Origin of the sequence: Croceibacterium soli, assembly GCF_009828065.1 — a bacterium.
Lineage (GTDB): Bacteria > Pseudomonadota > Alphaproteobacteria > Sphingomonadales > Sphingomonadaceae > Croceibacterium_B > Croceibacterium_B soli.
In genome coordinates this window covers 271,990-289,837 of the sequence record NZ_WTYK01000003.1, presented here as the reverse complement: position 1 = coordinate 289,837, position 17,848 = coordinate 271,990, and the positions used below count along the sequence as shown (strand labels likewise).

Sequence of the window (17,848 nt, the reverse complement as noted above, 5' to 3'; positions counted from 1 at the left end):
ATGTCCGCGCGCGTCTTATTCTGCCTCTCGCTGAGCTTCACCGTCGCCGCTTGCGACGGATCGGCCGACGCGCCGGTTCAGGGGCAGCGGATCGCGCTGGAGGATGCGCGGGGGAAAGTGCGCGCGCCGCTCGCGTCGCCTGACACGAAAGATGCCGCCTGGACGGTGGCGTCGAACGGGCAGGCGGTTCAGTTCGGCAATCCGGGCGCGCCGCCGTTCCTGACGCTGTCCTGCCGGATCAAGGAGAACCCGCCGCGCATCAGGATCATCCGCCATACCCAGGCGCGTCCGGGGGAAAAGGCGCTGTTCCCGGTGCTCGGCAACGGGACGATCGCCCGCTTCAAGGTCGATGCCACGCTGGCCGACAACGAGTGGCGCTGGGAAGGCGCCGTGCCGGCCGACGATCCGCTGCTGGAAGTCTTCACCGGCGCGCGCGAGATCGAGGCGACCTTGCCCGGAGCGGGAACGCTGGCGATCGGCGGAAGCCGGATACCGGGCGAGTTCATCGGCTGGTGCCGCGCGGGCGGCGTGGTGCGCGAAGCGGTCGTCGAGGAGCAGCAGGCCGAAGCGGCGGAAGGGGCCGCCGAGTAGCGGCTCGGATTACCGTCGCGGATCTCAGAATCCGTCATGCTGAACTTGGTTCAGCATCCATCGTGCCGCCTGACCCAGCGCTTGGGCCGTGACGAGCGCTTCCGCACAGGCTGCAGCCTCCGCTCAAAGCCGCCCAATGGACCCTGAAACGAGTTCAGGGTGACGAAAGAGGCTAATCCTGCGCGAGGTCGACAAGCGTGCTCGGGGTCAGCACTTGCGGCAGTTGCTGCGGCTCGTCGCCGGCGGGATACCACAAGTAGAGCGGCACGCCGGCCGCGCCATGGTCGGTCAGGAAGCGGGTGATCGCCGCGTCGCGCCGGGTCCAGTCGCCGCGCATGGCGACCACGCCGGCAGCTTCGAATGCCTCGCGAGTCGCATCGCGTTCGATGGCGACGCTTTCGTTGACTTTGCAGGTCACGCACCAGTCCGCCGTGAACCAGACGAACACCGGGCGGCCGGAGGCGCGCGCCTCCGCCAGGGCCGCTTCGCTGAAGGGCACCGGATCGAGCACACTCTCGCGGGCTTCGGCCCGGTTGTCGGCGAAACGCGGGAGCACGACAGCGGCGAAGCCGGCCAGCGCCGCAGTGCCGAGGAGCAGCGGCGCGAGCGTCGAACGGCCTGCGCCGCGCCAGCGCCCCGCGAGCACCAGCAGCAGCGTGAAGAACGCGGCGATCACCGCCGCGATGACGGCGAAGGGCACCCCCGCCAGCCGCGCCGTCAGCCACAGCAGTGCGAGCGCCGTCAGCCCCATCGGCACGGCGAGCACGCGGCGGAAGGTCTCCATCCATTTGCCCGGCTTCGGCAGCAGGCGGCGCATGGCCGGGACGAAGCCGAGCAGCAGGAACGGCAGCGCCAGCCCAAGGCCGAGCACGGCAAACAGCAGCAGCGCCTGCCACCAGGGCAGCAGCAGCGCCGCGCCCATCGCTGCGGCCATGAACGGGCCGGTGCACGGCGTCGCCACGAAAGCCGCGAGCAGGCCGGTGGCAAATGCGCTCGATCGTCCGCCTGTGCGCGTAATGGACAGCGATGGCAGGTCGTACACGCCGGCGAGGTTCGCGGTGATCGCAGTGGCCAGCACGAGCAGGAACACGACCACGCCGGGCTCCTGCAACTGGAACGCCCAGCCGATCTCATTGCCGCCCGCGCGCAGCACCAGCAGCAGCGCACCGACCGCCAAAGTGGCGAGCATCACGCCGGCGGTATAGGCCAGCCCCTCCCGCCGGGCACCCGCCTCGCTCTCGCCGGCACGGGCGAGGCTCAGCGCCTTGAGGCTGAGGATCGGGAACACGCACGGCATCACGTTGAGCAGCAGCCCGCCCAGGAGCGCGCCACCAAGCAGCAGCCACAGCGGGGCCAGCTCCGCACCTGCCCCCGCCAGAGGCGTGCCGGCGGTCGGCACCGCACCGGGTGCGGCAAGGAAACGAACGCCCTGCCCGCTGCCGTCGATCTTGAGGATGCCTTCGACAGCGTCAGGGCCGGTGCCGATGCCCTTGCGCGGGATCTCGACGACCAGCGTGTCGCCGTCGCGGAAGAACCGCTGCGGAGCGGCGTAGTCGACCAGTTGCTGCTGTTCGACAAAGACGTGCGGGTCCTGCAGTCCGAGCGGAGCCGGCAGCGGGATCGCCAGGCGCAGCGTGTCCGCCGCAAGCTCGAAGGCGGCGCGGTCGGCGAGCAGCGCGGGAATGGCGGAGCGCCAGTCATCGAAGCGCGTGTCGCGGATCGTCGTGCCGGCGGTCGCCAGCCGCAAGGTCAGGGTCGCCCCTTCCGGAACGCAGATCTTGTCGGTGCAGGCGAGCCACTGCGCGTCGAGCGAGATCGGCATGATCGGACCGGCGGCACGGCCCGCAGGCACCGACAGCGGCACCAGGACGGCGTATTCGCCCTCGTAGACATGGTTCATCAGCCCGGCGATCAGCAGCCGCTGCGGCACGGGGTACTGCGGCTCCCCGGCGCTCCAGCCTTCGGGCAGGTCCCAGTCGAGCTCCATTCCGTAGCCGGCGTCGCCGGGGTTGGACCAGTAGCCGTGCCAGCCCGGCTCCGGCGTAAAGCGGATCGCCAGCGTCACCGTCTCGCCGGGCAGCGCCGGACCTTCGGCGATCAGCTCGGCGGCGATGTGGTTGCGATTCTGGGCATGCGCCGGCAACGCCAGCAGCGCGGCGAGGATCAGAAGCAGGCTTGTAAGAACCCGTCCATACAGGGGCAATTGGCTTGCGCGCATCGTCGGCAACGATCTAGGGGTGGCGGCGATGGCGGACAAGCGCGAACTCCTGATCCTCGGCGGCGGCCTCGTCGGCATGACCCTGGCACTGGCGGCGGCGAGGAAAGGCATTTCCAGCCACGTGGTGGACCGTGCCGATCCCGCCGAACTGACCGCCGTAGGCTTCGACGGCCGGGCCAGCGCGATCTCCACCGCGAGCTGGAACTTGTTCACCAACATCGGCCTTGCCGAGCGGCTGGAGGAGCAGGGCTGCCCGATCGCCTCGATAGCGGTGACGGACGGCATGAAGCCGGGGCGGATCGACTTCCAGCCCGGACCTGCCGAAGGCTCGCTCGGGCGCATGTTCTCCAATCGCACGCTGCGCCTGGCCTTGTTCGAAGCGGCGCGGGAGCAGCCGCTGATCACCTGGCACGCCAGGGCGCAGATCGTCGGGCGCGAGCGCGGCGAACACGGCGTAGTAGCGGAACTGGCCGACGGATCGCGGCTCGAAGCGAGCCTGATGATCGCGGCGGAGGGCCGCAACTCGCCGACCCGCGAGGACGCCGGGATCTCCATCGCCAAGTGGGACTATCGCCACCGCGCGATCATCGCGGGGCTCACCCACGAGAAGCCGCACGACGGTGTCGCCTGGGAGATCTTCTACCCGGCCGGCCCGTTCGCGCTGCTGCCGCTGCTCGACGGACCCGGCGGAGTGCACCGGAGCGCGCTGGTGTGGACGGTGGACGAGAAGGACGCGGCAGGCGTGCTCGCGCTGTCCGACCGCGCGTTCGCTGCCGAGGTCGAGAAGCGCATGCACGGGGTGTTCGGCGCCGTGGCGCTGGAGGGACCGCGTTCCTCCTATCCGCTCGGCTTCCACCATACGGCGAAGATCACCTCGCACCGGCTGGCGTTGGTGGGCGACGCGGCGCACGGCATTCACCCGATCGCCGGCCAAGGGCTCAATCTCGGGCTGCGCGATGTCGGGGCGCTGGTCGAAGTGCTGGCCGAGGGCATGCGGCTGGGGCTCGAGCCCGGCGACGCGCAACTACTCTCCCGCTACGAACAGTGGCGCGGGCTCGACAGCTTCATGGTCGCGCTCGCCACCGACGGGCTGACCCGCCTGTTCGGCATTCCGGGCCGCCTGCCGAGCGCCGTCCGCCGGTTCGGCATGGGCATGGTGCAGAGAACCCCACCGCTGAAGCGCTGGTTCATGGACGAAGCGCGCGGGATGACCGGCACGCTACCGGGTTTGCTGCAAGGCTGAGTTCCGGCCTAGCGGCCGATCCCAATGGCCTGGGAGCCATTCGCCGCGGCACCGGCCGGGCTCGGCTGCTCGATCCGCTGACCGGCCGCGTCGCGCAGTTCGCGGGGATCAAGGATGGCGGCCGTCTCCAGCAAGTCGAGCGAACGCCGCGCCGCCGAGAAGCGCTCGGCATCGGCGATCCATCCGGCGGCCTGCGGGGCATTGGGCAAGTTGCGGATTTCCGCCACGGCGGGTTCGATCCGCCCGCTTTCGAGGAACAGCCGCGCGCGTTCCAGCCGGCGCTGCGGAGCCGGCGATGGCGTGGTTTCCCGGCGGATCACGAACAGGTCCGACAGCTCCCGCCCGATCCAGCCGATCGCGCCTTCACCCGACGGCGCCTCGACCAGTTCCGGCGCGAGGCCCTGCAGGCGCGCGATGAGCTGGTCGAGCGTTACCGGATTGCGGGAGAATTCCACGATCCTGGCGACCGAATTGGGATGAGCGTCGCCGAAGCGGAGCTGGAGCTGATCGCCCAGGTAACCAAGCGGCGCACCCCGCTCGATCGCCCGGCGCGCGGCGAAGGCGACCAGCAGGCCTTCGGCGCGCGCAGCATTGCCGGCCGCGGCCTGCATCTGGAGATCAAGCCGCGCAAGCCGCTGCTCCATCGCCGCCACGCGGCTGTCGAGCCCGCCTTGCTGCTCCACGACCTGCTCGACCGCAGCGGCAGCCTGGCGCACTTCGGCAGCGGCCGCTTCGGATGCTCTCGCGGTGGGAACGGTCTCCGGGACAGCGGCCGTGGTGGCCGCTTCGTCGCGTTTCACTTGCAGGAAATCGTCCGGTCCGATTTCCTGCCACCACAGCAGGCCGACGACCGCCGCGCCCAGCAGGAAGGCGCCGATGCCGACCCCGGCCAGCGCGCGGGTGCGGCCGGTCTGGCGGGTCCTGGCCCGGGCGATGGTGCGGTGATCCTCGTGCATCTAAGTCCTTACGCGGGGCCGGAGCGCCTGCCCGCGTTCCGTCTCAGTCGACCCGCCGGTCATGGCACATCTCGCGGGCAAGTGCCAAGAGCGCCGCCTCCGTCGGCTCGGCCGCCGTGCGCACGGTGGCCCAGCCCTCGCCGGCAGCGGCGGCTATGCGCGGAGCCAATGCGGCGAGCGATATTTCCGCCGGATGAACCGCGTGGCGGCGGCATTCGCCGGCAAAGTGCATCGCCGAAGCCGCGGAATGGAGCAGGACGAGTGCCGGCTGCCGCAGCAGCGCGGCCTGTTCCGAACGCAGCGGCAGAGGGACGGATTCGTAAGCGACCACGGTCTCGATCGCGATGCCTGCGGGCGCGTCCAGCGGGACCATCTCGCGCGCGCCGATGCGCAGGAGGCGCAAGCGCTTCCCGGCCAGGTCCGCGAGCAGCGCCTGCAGCCCGCCGCGCCCGGTGCGAGCGACTTCGAAACCCCGCTCGCGCGCCGCCGCAGCCGTCGTTTCCCCCACGGCATACACAGGCTTATCCACAAGGTTGTCCACAGCCGGACCCCCGTGGCGCAGCGCGTTGGCGCTGCCGAGCAGCAACCCGTCGAACGCGCCCTCCGGCATGCTCCAGGCGACCGGCCGGATCTCCGCCAGCGGGAGCGGCAGGATCTCGAGGCCGTGTTTCCGCCCGGCGGCCACGGTCGCGCTGCAGCCCGGTTCCGCCCGGATTGCCACGACCGGCAGAGTCATCGCGATCCGGAAAAGTGCGCCGTGACGGCGGGTGTCGCGCGCGCCAGCAGGTCCGCCGCCAGGTGCGCCGGGCTCTCCTCGTCGCCGGCGGCGAAGCGGGCCTCGCCGGTCACGAGCTCCGCACCATTGGTGCTGTAGAGCGCCGCGCGCATCGAAAGCTCCTGCCCGTCGAGGTCGCACAGCACCGCAACCGGGCTGTGGCACGTCGCGCCGAGCGCGCCGAGCAGCGCCCGTTCGGCCATGACTTCGGCGCGGCTCGGGGCGTCGTCGATCGCCGCCAGCAGCTCGCGGGTTCGCGCGTCGTCGGTGCGGCACTCGACGCCGATGGCCGCCTGCGCCGGGGCCGGGAGCCAGTCATCGGCTTCGAGCGGATGACCTGTCCCCGTCTCGCCGAGCCGCTGCAGACCCGCGGCCGCCAGGAAAGTCGCCTGCACCTCGCCTGCCGCCAGCTTGGCCAGGCGTGTGGCGACGTTGCCGCGGAAGGTGATTACCTGGCAGTCCGGCCGCGCGTGGAGCAGCTGCGCCGCCCTTCGGGGGGCACTCGTGCCGACCACCGCTCCCTGCGGGAGCGCGGCGATGGAGGCGGCACCGATCAGCACGTCGCGCTTGTCGGCGCGCGGGAGGACGGCGGCGATGAAAAGCTCCGGCGGGCGGTGAGTTTCGACATCCTTCAGCGAGTGGACCGCCGCGTCGATCTGGTTCTCGATCAGCCACGCGTCCAGCTCGCGCGTCCACAAGGCCTTGCCGCCGATCTCGGCCAGCGGGCGGTCCTGCATTCTGTCGCCGCTGGCGATCACCGGGACCAGCTCGACCGCGCTTTCAGGCCAGCCGTGAGCGGCGCAGAGGCGCGCGCGCGTCTCCTCCGCTTGCGCCATGGCGAGCGGGGATCGGCGAGTGCCCAGTCGAAGCTTCGGTCCGTCGGTCATCGGGTTGGCGTGCCCTAGGGTCCATGCCCGCGCCTGGCAATGGCCGGATCGGCGGTAGGGGACTGGACCCAGCCGGCAATCTGCGTCAGGGAACCCGGCCATGGCAGGCGAGCAAACCGTCGTTCTTGGAATCGAGAGCAGTTGCGACGAGACCGCCGCAGCGTTGGTGACGGGCGGCCGCCGCATACTCGCCCAGCGGATCGCCTCGCAGGACGCCGACCACGCCCCGTACGGCGGTGTCGTGCCGGAAATCGCCGCCCGCGCCCATGCGGAGCGGCTTACCCCGCTGATCGACGCGGTGCTCGACGAAGCCGGCCTTTCGCTCGGCGATTGCGACGCCATCGCCGCCACCGCCGGCCCGGGCCTCATCGGCGGCGTGATGGTCGGCCTCGTCACCGCCAAGGCTCTCGCGATGGCCAGCGACAAGCCGCTGATCGCCGTCAATCATCTGGAAGGCCATGCGCTGAGCCCCAGGCTCGCCGATCCGAATCTCGCCTTCCCTTATGCCCTGCTGCTGGTTTCCGGCGGTCACTGCCAGATCCTGCGGGTCGACGGTGTCGGACGCTACCGCCGATTGGCCACGACCATCGACGACGCACTCGGCGAGGCGTTCGACAAGACGGCCAAGATCCTCGGCCTCGGCTACCCCGGCGGTCCGGCGGTCGAGAGGCTGGCGCTGGAAGGCGATCCGAAGGCCGTTCCCCTGCCCCGCCCGCTGGTCGGCAGCGCGGAGCCGCACTTCTCCTTCGCCGGACTCAAGAGCGCCGTTCTGCGCGCGCACGAGAGCGGCGCTTATACTCGCGCCGACATCGCCGCGAGCTTCCAGCAAGCTGCGATCGACTGCATTCACAACCGCTTGAGCCGAGCTCTTGAGCGAATGGGCGAAGTCTCCGCGCTGGTCGTGGCCGGCGGCGTGGCGGCGAACGCCCGTGTTCGCACGGCACTTGAAGAGCTCGCCACAAGCGGCGGACTGCGCTTCGTCGCGCCTCCGCCGGCGCTGTGCACCGACAATGCGGCGATGATCGCCTGGGCCGGGATCGAGCGCCTGGGCCAGGGCGCGTCCGATCCGCTCGATATCGCCGCGCGGCCGCGCTGGCCGCTCGACCCCACGGCCGAGCCGGCGCGCGGCGCGGGGGTGAAGGCGTGACGGCACGGATCGGAGTGGTCGGCGCGGGCGCCTGGGGAACGGCGCTGGCGCAAATGCTCGCGTCCGACGGGCGCGAAGTGCTGCTGTGGGCCCGCGAGCCGGAGTTGGTGGAGGAGATCAACACTTCCCGCAGCAACTCCCTGTTCCTGCCGAGCGCGCGGCTTGCCGAGTCGATCCAGGCGACCGGCGACCTCCGAGAGGCGGCGGCCTGCGACATCCTGCTGCTGGTCACCCCCGCGCAGCATCTCGGTGCGGTGCTCGGTGGGCTACCCACCTTCCCGCGCGACCTGGTGCTCTGCGCCAAGGGCATCGAAGCAGGCAGCGGCCGGCTGATGAACGAGGTCGCCCGCGACCTCGCGCCGCAGAGCGACATCGCCGTGCTTTCCGGCCCGACGTTCGCGCACGAAGTGGCGGCCGGATTGCCGACCGCGGTCACCCTCGCCTGCGGCGGCGGCCAGGCGCAGTGGCAGCGACTTTCCGCTGCGATCGCGCGGCAGAACTTCCGCCCCTACTACTCCGACGACCTGACCGGGGCCGAGATCGGCGGCGCGGTGAAGAACGTCCTCGCCATCGCCTGCGGTGTGGTCGACGGCGTCGGACTGGGGCAGAACGCCCGCGCGGCGCTGATCGCGCGCGGCTATGCCGAGATGCTGCGCTTCGGAGAGGCGCTTGGCGCCGACCGCGATACACTCGCCGGCCTGTGCGGGCTCGGCGATCTCGTGCTGACCTGCTCCTCCACGTCGAGCCGCAACTTCTCGCTCGGCAAGGCGCTCGGCGCGGGGCAGTCGGCCGCCGAACTGATGGCCGACAGGCGCACCGTGGCCGAAGGGGCGCACACCGCCCCGGTGCTGGTCGCGCTTGCCGCGCGTCATGGCGTCGCGATGCCGATCACGACCGCGGTGTACCGGCTTCTGCAAGGTTCGCCCGCAGCCGAAGTCGTGTCCGAGCTGCTCGCCCGTCCGCTGACGTCGGAAGGACCGGCCGTTTGAGCCAGCCCGAGGCCGGCCAGGCAGCGCCGCCGGGCGGCGGCGATATCGCCGCGCTCGCCAGGGGCGGCCGGACGAATTTCTTCGGCTTCCTCCTGCGCCTGGCCGCGCGCCTGCCGTTCCTGTTCATCGCCGGCCGGCTCTACGGCGCGGACGCGCTCGGCCGCTTCGCCTCGGCCCTCGTCATCGTCGAGCTCATCGCGATGGTCTGCACGCTGGGCGAGAAGCGCGGACTGGCCCAGCGGCTCTCGGACGGAGACGGCGATCCCTCGCACATCGTGGCCGACGGACTGCTGAGCGCGGTGATCGCCGGAAGCGTCACCGCCGCGATCCTGTGGCTGATCCCTGCCCCGATGTTCCCGAGCGGAGTGTACAACGAACTCGACAAGCTGCTGGTGCTGGCGATCCCCGCCCTGGCGCTGACCGAGATCCTGCTGGCCGCGCAGGCCTATCGCTACGACATCGGCGCCACCGTGCGGGCCCGCGCGATCGTGGAGCCGTGGACGATCTCGATCATGGCCGGGATCCTCTTCCTGGTCATTCCAGGGAACGGGCTCTCGCTCGCCTATCTGATCTCGATCTACGCCGCGCTGCTGACCGCCGCCTGGCCATTCTTCAGGAGCTACGGCATCCCGCGCGACTGGTCGCCCAGCCCGCGGCGCATGATCCGCCTGACGGTGCGCGGCGCGCCACTGGCGGCGGCGGATGCCATCGAATGGGGCACGCGCCGGCTCGACATCTTCATCCTCGGCCTGTTCGCCGCGCCGGCCGCGGTGGGGATCTATTACGTCGCGCAGCAAGTCGCCAGCCTGCCGCAGAAGCTGAAGACCAGCTTCGACCCGATCCTCGGCCCGGTGGTCACGCGCGCGCTGAAGGACAAGGATTACGCCGCCATCGCCCGCCAGGTGTGCCAGGTCGGGTTCTGGATCACCGCAGCCCAGGCCGGCATCGCGCTGGCGCTCGGCATTCCCGGCGAGGCGATCATGGGCCTGGTCGGCCCGAACTTCGTCGGCGGCACGGCCGCGCTGGCGTTCCTGCTCGCCGCCGAGGTCGTCGCCGCGACCGCAGTCGTGTCGGAATCGGCGCTGATCTACGTCGCGCGCATACGCAACCTGATCGTGTCGGTCGGCACGATCGCTCTCCAGGCGGTGCTGACCGTGGGCGCGATGCTGATGATCGAAGCTTACGATCTGCCGGACGTCTACCTGACCGCCGCTGCGGCGGCTTCGCTGGCCGTTGCACTGGCCATAGCCTCGATCACCAAGGCGCTGATGCTCTCGCGCATTCTCGGTCGATCGATCAACAACTGGCGCTGGGCGCTGGTCTGGGCGGGCGCGCTGGCGATCCTGATAGGCCAGGGCGTGGTCCTGCTGCCGGAATGGGCTGAGCTGATCTTCGGCATCCCGGCGATCCTGATCGCCTACGGCTGGGTGATCTGGCGGCGCGGCTTCGGCCCGGAAGACCGGGTGCTGTTCCGCCGCAACGTGGAAACGGTGGCGCAGGACGGCGCCACCCCTTGAGACGTGCACCGGGACCGCTAGAGACTGCCCGCCTATGAAGCTACTTGCCGATCCCCGCATCGCGGTCATGGCAGGCGCGGCGGCGATCGCTGCGCTCGCGGCCATTGCCGGCCAGCTGAACGGTCCTGACATGGCCGAGCGACTGGAGGTGCGCGCGGCGGAGGCGATCGCCGAAGTCGGCGGCGCGCCCGTGAAGGCGCATTTCTATTCCTCCCGCGGCCTGCCGAGCCGGCACCCCCTGCTGACCGGAGGCGAGGGCCTGGACGAGGGCCTGCGCGACCGGGTCGCCAAGGCCGTCGCCGCCGTGCCGGGCGTGGGCGGCCTGCGCTGGTCGGACGGTACCGCCCTGGCGGAAAGCGCCGCGCCGCCGGTCGATCCGCTGCACTGCGAGGAAGACGTCGCCGCACTGCTGAACGCGCGGACCATCCGGTTCGAGGAAAGCTCGGCGCGGATCGACGCAGCCAGCCAGGATCTAATCGGCGAAGTCGCCGCGGCTCTGCGGCCGTGCCTCGGCAGCATCATCGCGATCATCGGCCACACCGACTCGTCCGGCCCGGAGCCGGGCAACCTCCGGCTCTCGCGGCAGCGTGCGGAAGCGGTGCGGGCGGCGCTGGTCCGGCGCGGAATACCCGACGACGGGCTGCGCGCCCGCGGCGTCGGCGCGAGCGAACCCGTTCCAGGCCTCGATCCTGCCGATCCAGCCAACCGGCGGATCGAGTTCTCGGTCGTCGCGACGATGCCGATCAGGCCGACCCCGGTCGACACCCCCGGCCCGCGCTGAGCCGCCCTCCACTCTTGCATGGCTGCGAGTCTGTCCTAGAGACACGGCTACCTAAACGGAGGTTCGATGCCGATCTGGCTGGAATTGCTGGTGCTGCTGATGATCGCCTATGCCTTGGGCCTGGCCATCGGCTGGGCCATCTGGGGCCGGCGGCCGGCTGCGACAGGGGAACGAGACGATGCTTGAGCTTATTTCCGACAACTGGATTTTCTTCCTTCTGGCGCTGGCCATCGGCGTCGCGGTGGCCTGGTGGATCTTCGCCGCTTCGCGCCGGACCCGCGTCGAACGGACCGAGATCGCGCCGGAGGCGGAAAGCGCCCCCGCACGTCGTAACCAGGCGCTGATCGACACGCCGCCGGCCGCTGCCGCCGTCACCAGCGCGATACCCCCGGCCGCCCCGATCGGCCTGGCAGGAGCGGGCGAAGCCGTGACCGCAGCGGCTGAGCCCGTTGCGGCTGCTCCTGCGGGGGCGAATCCTACGGGGGACGATCTCAAGAAGATCAAAGGAATCGGGCCGAAGCTTGAGAAGCTGCTCAATTCGCTTGGGGTTACCAGCTACGCCCAGATCGGCGCGTGGGACGATGCCGAAATCGACCGCATCGATGCCCGGCTCGGCACGTTCCAGGGACGCATCAGGCGCGACGACTGGCCGGCCCAGGCGCGGTTCCTGGCGCAGGGCGATGTGGCCGGCTTCGAAAACCGCTTCGGCAAAACCTAAGCCCTTTGCCCAAAAGGGTGATTCCCTGAACCGATGGGCTTTTCCGGGAACCGCGCCGCAGGCGAGCCATTTACCTTGTCGCCCCCCCCGCAGCGACTGGATGAGATGCATGACGCGCGCAGGAACGAACGATCGCCCGACCGTGCTGGTCGTCGAGGACGAGTTCATCATCGCACTCGACCTGTCCGAGACCGTACGCGATCTCGGGTACCGGGTAGAAGGGCCATTTGCCGACAAGGAAAACGCTTTCATCGCCATCGACCAGGAGATGCCGGACTGTGCTATCCTGGACGTGCAGACCGCCGACGGCGACGTATATCCGCTCGCCGACGCACTGGTCGACGCGGGCGTGCCGATCATCTTCCATTCCGGCCACGTGGCCCCGGCCGATGTCGCGGCGCGCTATCCGCAAGCGCAAGCTTGCGCCAAGCCCTGCCCGCCGGACCGGCTGATCACCATGATCGGAAGCGCGATCCAGGAAGCCAACCTCACGCACTAGCTCGTCATCCTGAACTTGTTTCAGCACCCATCCCTCAGCCGGTCCGGTGTACACAAGAGGGCACGAGCATCCCTGCTGTGCCCATGAGCATCTTCCGCACCAGCGGCGGGATGGGCCCTGAATCGAGTTCAGGGTGACGAGAACTGGAGGTGTGTGGGCTCGCCTACCTGCTCCTGCTCCTGCCCCCACCCCACCTCTACCGTTCGTCCTGAGCTTCGTCCGGGCCCGACCGAGGGCAAGGGCGCTTGCTCCGCCGCCCGCGCTTGCCTATTCCACGCCTCGATACAGCTCGCCGAAGGTCCGCCCTGACGCCGCTCTCGTAGCCGAGGCCCCTTGTTCCAGCCCACTCGTGATCACTTCGCCACGCGCCTGCAGTGGACTCGCGAAAGAACCGCTCGACGGGCCGCCGGCATCGTCGCCGCGCTGCTGCTGGAGGCGGTGCTGCTGCTCCTGCTGTTCACGCTCGGCCAGTCGGCTCCCGAGCCGCGGGGAGAGGACCTGACGGTCGTCAACCTGCGCTCTCAGGACACGGCCGAGCCCGCACCCGCCGCACCTGAGCCCGAGCCGGTGGAGCCGGTGCCGGAGGAAGCCCGCCCGGTCACCCCGCCAGAGGTGACCCCCGCACCGCAACTGCAACCCGTTCCCGCGCCGCCGGAGCGCCCGTCCGTGCGCATCCCGATCGTGCAGGCACCCGCACCCCCGGCTCCCCCGGCGCCCGCGCGTCCCGCCCCGCCCGCCCCGAGCCAGCAGGCTTACGGACCGCAGGACCGAGGCAGGCAGTCCGACACGGCACGGGTCGGCACGGCGCCGAACGGCGAGCCGCTCTACGCCGCTGCCTGGTACCGCGAGCCGTATGACAGCGAGCTGCGCGGCTATCTCTCCACCGCCAGCGGCCCCGGTTGGGGCCTGATCGCCTGCCGCACCGTGCCGGATTACCGAGTCGAGAGCTGCGTAGCGCTGGACGAGCATCCGAGCGGATCCAACATTGCCCGTGCCGTGCTGGCGGCGGCGTGGCAGTTCCGCGTCCGCCCGCCGCGCCTCGGCGGCCGTCCGCAAGTCGGCGAATGGGTCCGGATCAGGATCGACTACGACATCATACGCCAGTGACCTCAGGCGCCCTGCCCGCGCCCCTTCTCGAGCCGGTCGAACAGCGCGCCCAGCCGGCCACGGGAATAGGTCAGCGCCTGGTAAAGCTTGAGCAGCTGGCGCCCCGCGGAGAAGTACAACCGCGGTACGTGGACCAGATTGGCGAAGCGGAAGGCGCGGTGGCTGAACGCGCTGATCGCCGCGCGCATCGTATAGATCGCCCGTCGGCGGAGCGGCAGATCGCTTGCCGCCGGCGCTACGCGCTTCCGCGGCATGAGCCCGCCGCGGCGACGGGCCAGGCGATAGGCGAGCCCTTCGCGGCGCTGGCGGAAGCCGGCAGCCTGGGTCTCGACCACGAACTCGGCATCGACCTCCCTGAGCGTCAGGCGCTGCTCGGCGATGCCCTCCTCGACCATCGCACGCAGCTCCTGCGAGCGCACGACCACGACATTGGTGCCGCGTCCATCGGAGGAGTAAGGCTCGACCCAGGCATCGCCGAACGAGATGTCGGCGGTTTCGGCCACGACATCGTCGCAGAAGTTGCAGGCGCTGTTTTGGAAGAAGCCGGAGCCCCAGTCGCCCTCCACCAGATGCCACCAGTCCTGCTCGGCTGCGCCGCCGCCGGCCAGCCGCAGCTGCGTGCGGTACCAGTTCGCCGGCCGGTCGGGGTTCTTCAGGCGGAAATCGACCGCCTCCACCGCCGGCGGCTCGACGCCCATCTGCAGCGCGAAGCTGTCGATCATCGCCGCGCTTTTCATATGACCGCAGTAGAGCCCGAGCGTGAACACGATCCGCTCCGCCAGCACCGGATCGGCAGCGCGGGCGAGATGGACCGCCTTGATGAAGCAGGGCACACCGATGACTGCATAGCGGCCGGGCTGCTCTCGGATCGTGTCGAGAACGCCGGACAGCTCGATGGGATAGTAGCGCGACTTGGCGTTCTGCCGGACTTCGGCCAGGCTGCGCGATATGCGGTAGGCGAAGTGCCGCCCTTCCCGTGCGGGATCGGCCGCGCCGACGTGGGCGACGCCGTCGACCAGCCCGCGCGCGAGCAGCTCGACGGCGACCCAGCTGACCAGTCCGCCCGAACTGCCTTCCGCCCGAAATCCTTCCTGCTCGGCATGCCCGACCCAGGCCGCCTCGAACCGGCCGACGCGGTGATCGACGTGGCGAACCACGGGGAAGCGCTCCGCTGCGATGGCATCCTCGTCGCGCGCGTGCGGCGAGAACGGACAGATGCTGGCGAACTGCGCGCTGCGGCTGCGGTACCACTCCTGGGGTCCATGCGGCTTCAGCTGGCCGAACTTGTCCCAGCGCATGGCCCTGCCCTCCGGCCCACTGCCCGAGGCACAGCTCCCGCAGCCGATGCAGAGGCCCGACCCGACGACTTCGCGCGGGCTCAGGCGCGGCGGCTCAGCCGAGCGCATGGGCGAGGTAGCGGTTGGAGTTCTGGCGCAGCGAAGCGATCCGTGCCGCCACCATGGGGGAGAGCGGCGTCGCCAGATGGCCGGCGATCTCGCTGCCCTGCCCAGGGCCGCTGACCAGCCGCCGCTCGGCCCCAACGGCGGCGACGAGGTCGCGAAGCTTGTTGGAGCGATAGGCCGAGGAGACGGCGGCGAACGGACGGCTGTTGAGCAGCGCGAACACGCAGCCGTGGAAGAAGTTGGTCGCTACCGAAGCCGCGTTGGCGATCAGCCGCGCGAACTCGAGCGGCCCGGCGCCGATGCGCTGCTCGTCGGCCCAGTCGTTGCGGTAGCCGATGCTCACCAGGCGGTAACCGCGCTGGCGGGCGAAAGCGCGCACAGCTTCTCCGTACCAGGCGGGGAAGCTGTGGCCGTAGACGGCGACGTAAGGCTTAGTATCGTCGTCTCGAGCCGGTTCGGGCGGCTTCTTCGGCGGGAACTGCAGCACCGGGTCGAGTACGAGTTCGGGCTCGGCGTCGAGCGACCGCCGGAGCATCGCCCGGGAATTGCCGTCGCGGACCGAGATCGCGGTGAAGCGGCGCAGCTTGTCGGCCCACCAGTGGTGGAGCCCTTCCGAAGCATCGTGGTTGCCGAAGCTGGCGGCGTAGGACACCAGCCGCTCCGCCGGCAGCCCGTCGCCGTAGAAGATCGCCTTTCCGCCGTACCACGGGTGGTGCATGTTCCAGACCTCGTCGCTGCCGACGACGATCGCATCGTAACCGTCGAGCAGGTCCGGGCGATCGAGCGGGAAACGCGGCGAGCACGGCAGAGCGTCGGCGGCGGCGAGCACGCGGCGGGCCTTCTCGGCATAGAGCGGGAAGTCGCTGCGCGGGCTGCGCTGCGGCAGCAGCGGCTGGAAGGCGCAGCGCAGCTCCGCGTAGCGCACTTGCGGGCAATCGTGGTCGAGCAGCTCGGCGTCGTGCCCGCGCGCGCGGAGTCCTTCGACCAGGGCCCGCGCCTGCCAGTACGAGCCATAATTGATGCAGCGGTGGAAGGTCAGCACGCCGACCTTCAGCCTGCGCGGCGCGATGGGTTCGGGCACGTCGGGGGATACTCCTCGGGCACTGGTGTCAGCCATCGGAACGCCCCCCGGACGAGCGCGGTTCCGCTCGGTTCGGCGCATACCGTCCCCGTCGGGAGAAAACCGGCCTCCCGGGCATTACCCCTATAGCCGGCGCAGATGGCCGGCGATGGGGAGACGCGTTCCATGGCTCATCCAAGACCCCTCGGCGCCACGTTCCTGCACCCGCTGCACGCGATCCTGCTGGCCTTCCCTGTCGCGCTGTTCTCGGCGGCGCTGGCGACGGACATCACTTATCTCAACACGGCGGTGATCCAGTGGAGCAACTTCTCCTCCTGGCTGATCGCGGGCGCGCTGCTGTTCGGAGCGCCGGTGCTGCTGTGGGCGATCATCGCGCTGATCAAGCCGCGCGCGCCGGGGGTGCGCGGCCGGGCGCTGCTCTATCTCGTCATCATCGCGCTGATGTGGGCAGTGGGGCTGTTCAACGCGTTCAAGCACAGCTCCGATGCCTGGAGCTCGGTCGGCACGCTCGGCCTCGTGCTGTCGATCGTCACCACCGTGCTCGCCCTCGTCGCAGCCTGGATCGGCTACGGAACATCCACCGCCAGGGAGATCGCACGATGATCCGCCGCCTCGCCGCCGCCCCGCTCGGCCTCCTGCTCGCACTCGGCGCCTGCGAGCGCGAGACCGCCGATCTCGACCAGACCGGCCCCCGCCCCGAGTTGCCGCAGATCGAGGAAAACCTGCTTCCCTCGATGAACATCGCGACGCCCACAACCTGGGGCGGCGAAATGCCGACGGTGCCGGCGGGCTTCACGATCATGCCGCTCGCCACCGACCTCAAGATCCCGCGGCAGATCCTCATCCTCCCCAACGGCGACATCCTTGTGGCCGAAGGGTCCGGCGGCGGCGCGCCGAAAGTCCGGCCGAAGGATGTCATCGCCGGGCTGATCATGTCGCAGGGCAAGGCGGACACCAAAGGCGGGGATCGCATCACGTTGATCCGCGATCAGGACCGAGACGGAGAACCGGAACTGCAGACCGTGCTGATCGAGGGCCTCAACGCCCCCTACGGCCTGGCGCTGGTCGGCAGCGAGCTGTTCGTCGCCAACCAGGATGCGCTGCTGAGCTTCCCGTATCAGGAGGGCCAGACCCAGATCACCGCGCCGGGCCGCGAAGTGACCAAGCTGCCCTCCGAGCTCAACCACCACTGGACGAAGGCCCTCACCGCCAGCCCGGACGGCGCGTTCCTCTACGTCGGCATCGGCTCCAACAGCAACGTCATGGAGCGCGGCTCCGAAGCCGAGCTCAGCCGGGCGGTGATCTGGGAAGTCGACCGCGAGAACGGCGCGCACCGGCCTTTCGCGACCGGCCTGCGGAACCCGACGGCACTGACCTTCCATCCCGAGACCGGCGAGCTGTGGGCCGCGGTCAACGAGCGCGACGAACTCGGCGGCAACCTCGTGCCGGACTACATCACTTCGGTGGGCGACGGGGCGTTCTACGGCTGGCCCTACAGCTACTGGGGCCAGAACGTCGATCCAAGGGTCCACCCGCAGAAGCCGGAGATGGTCCGCAAGGCGATCGCGCCGGACTACGCCCTGGGATCGCACGTTGCGCCGCTGGGCCTGGCTTTCGCCGGGGGCGAGCTGGCGTGGCCCGGGTTCGGCAACGGCGCGTTCGTGGGCATGCACGGCAGCTGGAACAGCTCGAAGCTCGCCGGCTACAAGGTCGTGTGGATACCCTTCTCAGGCGGACGACCGGCGGGCGAGCCGCGCAACTTCGTGACCGGGTTCCTCGACGCGGAAGGCCACGCACGCGGCCGCCCCGTGGGCGTGGCGGTCGATCCGATCGGCAACGCCCTGCTGATCGCGGACGATCTCTCCAACACCGTCTGGCGGGTCGCCCCGGCCGGGCCGGCGAGAGCCCCGCAGACGCCCGAAGGCGCCTGAGCGGG

At 70.2% G+C, this 17,848-nt stretch carries 17 protein-coding genes; 11 read left to right on the top strand and 6 right to left on the bottom strand.

Annotation, left to right across the window (positions count from 1 at the left end; translation table 11 throughout):
• On the top strand, positions 1 to 591 hold the full coding sequence (locus tag GRI75_RS07175; protein WP_160746275.1) for a hypothetical protein: 591 nt from the start codon (positions 1 to 3) through the stop codon (positions 589 to 591).
• Between the two features lie 172 nt (positions 592 to 763).
• Here the strand turns inward: GRI75_RS07175 and GRI75_RS07170 are convergent, their stop codons facing one another.
• Complete coding sequence (locus GRI75_RS07170; protein ID WP_235911380.1) at positions 764 to 2,848, bottom strand: protein-disulfide reductase DsbD family protein; 2,085 nt, start codon at positions 2,846 to 2,848, stop codon at positions 764 to 766.
• Between GRI75_RS07170 and GRI75_RS07165 the strand changes: the two genes are divergently transcribed.
• On the top strand, positions 2,838 to 4,052 hold the full coding sequence (locus tag GRI75_RS07165) for an FAD-dependent monooxygenase (RefSeq protein ID WP_160746274.1): 1,215 nt from the start codon (positions 2,838 to 2,840) through the stop codon (positions 4,050 to 4,052). The two genes, GRI75_RS07170 and GRI75_RS07165, sit on opposite strands and share 11 nt — an antisense overlap.
• Positions 4,053 to 4,060: 8 nt before the next feature.
• Here GRI75_RS07165 and GRI75_RS07160 read toward each other — a convergent pair whose 3' ends face one another.
• The 3 genes from GRI75_RS07160 to hemC are packed head-to-tail and all read right to left on the bottom strand — an operon-like array spanning position 4,061 to position 6,670.
• Positions 4,061 to 5,008 (bottom strand): hypothetical protein, encoded by a 948-nt coding sequence (locus tag GRI75_RS07160; protein ID WP_160746273.1) that lies wholly within the window; start codon positions 5,006 to 5,008, stop codon positions 4,061 to 4,063.
• Positions 5,009 to 5,051: 43 nt separating this feature from the next.
• Positions 5,052 to 5,744: a uroporphyrinogen-III synthase gene (locus tag GRI75_RS07155; protein ID WP_160746272.1), complete on the bottom strand. Its 693-nt coding sequence runs from the start codon at positions 5,742 to 5,744 to the stop codon at positions 5,052 to 5,054.
• Complete coding sequence (hemC, locus tag GRI75_RS07150) at positions 5,741 to 6,670, bottom strand: hydroxymethylbilane synthase (protein ID WP_160746271.1); 930 nt, start codon at positions 6,668 to 6,670, stop codon at positions 5,741 to 5,743. The genes GRI75_RS07155 and hemC overlap by 4 nt, the downstream gene beginning before the upstream one ends.
• Positions 6,671 to 6,770: 100 nt before the next feature.
• On the opposite strand from hemC, the gene tsaD reads away from it, so the two are divergent.
• The 7 genes from tsaD to GRI75_RS07115 all read left to right on the top strand — a co-directional run bounded on the left by tsaD (position 6,771) and on the right by GRI75_RS07115 (position 13,428).
• Positions 6,771 to 7,817 carry a tRNA (adenosine(37)-N6)-threonylcarbamoyltransferase complex transferase subunit TsaD gene (tsaD, locus tag GRI75_RS07145; RefSeq protein WP_160746270.1) on the top strand — a complete coding sequence of 349 codons (1,047 nt, stop codon included), beginning with the start codon at positions 6,771 to 6,773 and terminating at the stop codon, positions 7,815 to 7,817.
• Entirely contained in the window at positions 7,814 to 8,806 is a 993-nt protein-coding gene (locus tag GRI75_RS07140) for an NAD(P)H-dependent glycerol-3-phosphate dehydrogenase (protein ID WP_160746269.1), read from the top strand. Before tsaD ends, GRI75_RS07140 begins: the two co-directional genes overlap by 4 nt.
• Entirely contained in the window at positions 8,803 to 10,323 is a 1,521-nt protein-coding gene (locus GRI75_RS07135) for a lipopolysaccharide biosynthesis protein (RefSeq protein ID WP_202389636.1), read from the top strand. The genes GRI75_RS07140 and GRI75_RS07135 overlap by 4 nt, the downstream gene beginning before the upstream one ends.
• 34 nt (positions 10,324 to 10,357) lie before the next feature.
• Positions 10,358 to 11,104, top strand: a complete 747-nt coding sequence (locus GRI75_RS07130; RefSeq protein ID WP_235911379.1) for an OmpA family protein — start codon at positions 10,358 to 10,360, stop codon at positions 11,102 to 11,104.
• 178 nt (positions 11,105 to 11,282) lie between these two features.
• On the top strand, positions 11,283 to 11,822 hold the full coding sequence (locus tag GRI75_RS07125) for a hypothetical protein (protein WP_160746268.1): 540 nt from the start codon (positions 11,283 to 11,285) through the stop codon (positions 11,820 to 11,822).
• 109 nt (positions 11,823 to 11,931) lie between these two features.
• Entirely contained in the window at positions 11,932 to 12,321 is a 390-nt protein-coding gene (locus GRI75_RS07120) for a response regulator (RefSeq protein ID WP_202389635.1), read from the top strand.
• Positions 12,322 to 12,654: 333 nt separating this feature from the next.
• Complete coding sequence (locus GRI75_RS07115; protein ID WP_160746267.1) at positions 12,655 to 13,428, top strand: hypothetical protein; 774 nt, start codon at positions 12,655 to 12,657, stop codon at positions 13,426 to 13,428.
• Positions 13,429 to 13,430: 2 nt separating this feature from the next.
• Here the strand turns inward: GRI75_RS07115 and GRI75_RS07110 are convergent, their stop codons facing one another.
• Both GRI75_RS07110 and GRI75_RS07105 read right to left on the bottom strand, forming a co-directional pair.
• Complete coding sequence (locus GRI75_RS07110) at positions 13,431 to 14,726, bottom strand: Coenzyme F420 hydrogenase/dehydrogenase, beta subunit C-terminal domain (protein ID WP_235911378.1); 1,296 nt, start codon at positions 14,724 to 14,726, stop codon at positions 13,431 to 13,433.
• Between the two features lie 94 nt (positions 14,727 to 14,820).
• The gene (locus tag GRI75_RS07105; RefSeq protein ID WP_328597947.1) at positions 14,821 to 15,912 is read right to left on the bottom strand and encodes a polysaccharide pyruvyl transferase family protein; all 1,092 of its coding nucleotides are present in this window, start codon (positions 15,910 to 15,912) and stop codon (positions 14,821 to 14,823) included.
• Between the two features lie 165 nt (positions 15,913 to 16,077).
• Between GRI75_RS07105 and GRI75_RS07100 the strand changes: the two genes are divergently transcribed.
• Together GRI75_RS07100 and GRI75_RS07095 are read left to right on the top strand one after the other, a co-directional pair.
• The gene (locus GRI75_RS07100) at positions 16,078 to 16,515 is read left to right on the top strand and encodes a DUF2231 domain-containing protein (protein ID WP_160746264.1); all 438 of its coding nucleotides are present in this window, start codon (positions 16,078 to 16,080) and stop codon (positions 16,513 to 16,515) included.
• Complete coding sequence (locus GRI75_RS07095) at positions 16,512 to 17,843, top strand: PQQ-dependent sugar dehydrogenase (protein WP_160746263.1); 1,332 nt, start codon at positions 16,512 to 16,514, stop codon at positions 17,841 to 17,843. The genes GRI75_RS07100 and GRI75_RS07095 overlap by 4 nt, the downstream gene beginning before the upstream one ends.
• Positions 17,844 to 17,848 lie beyond the last annotated feature (5 nt).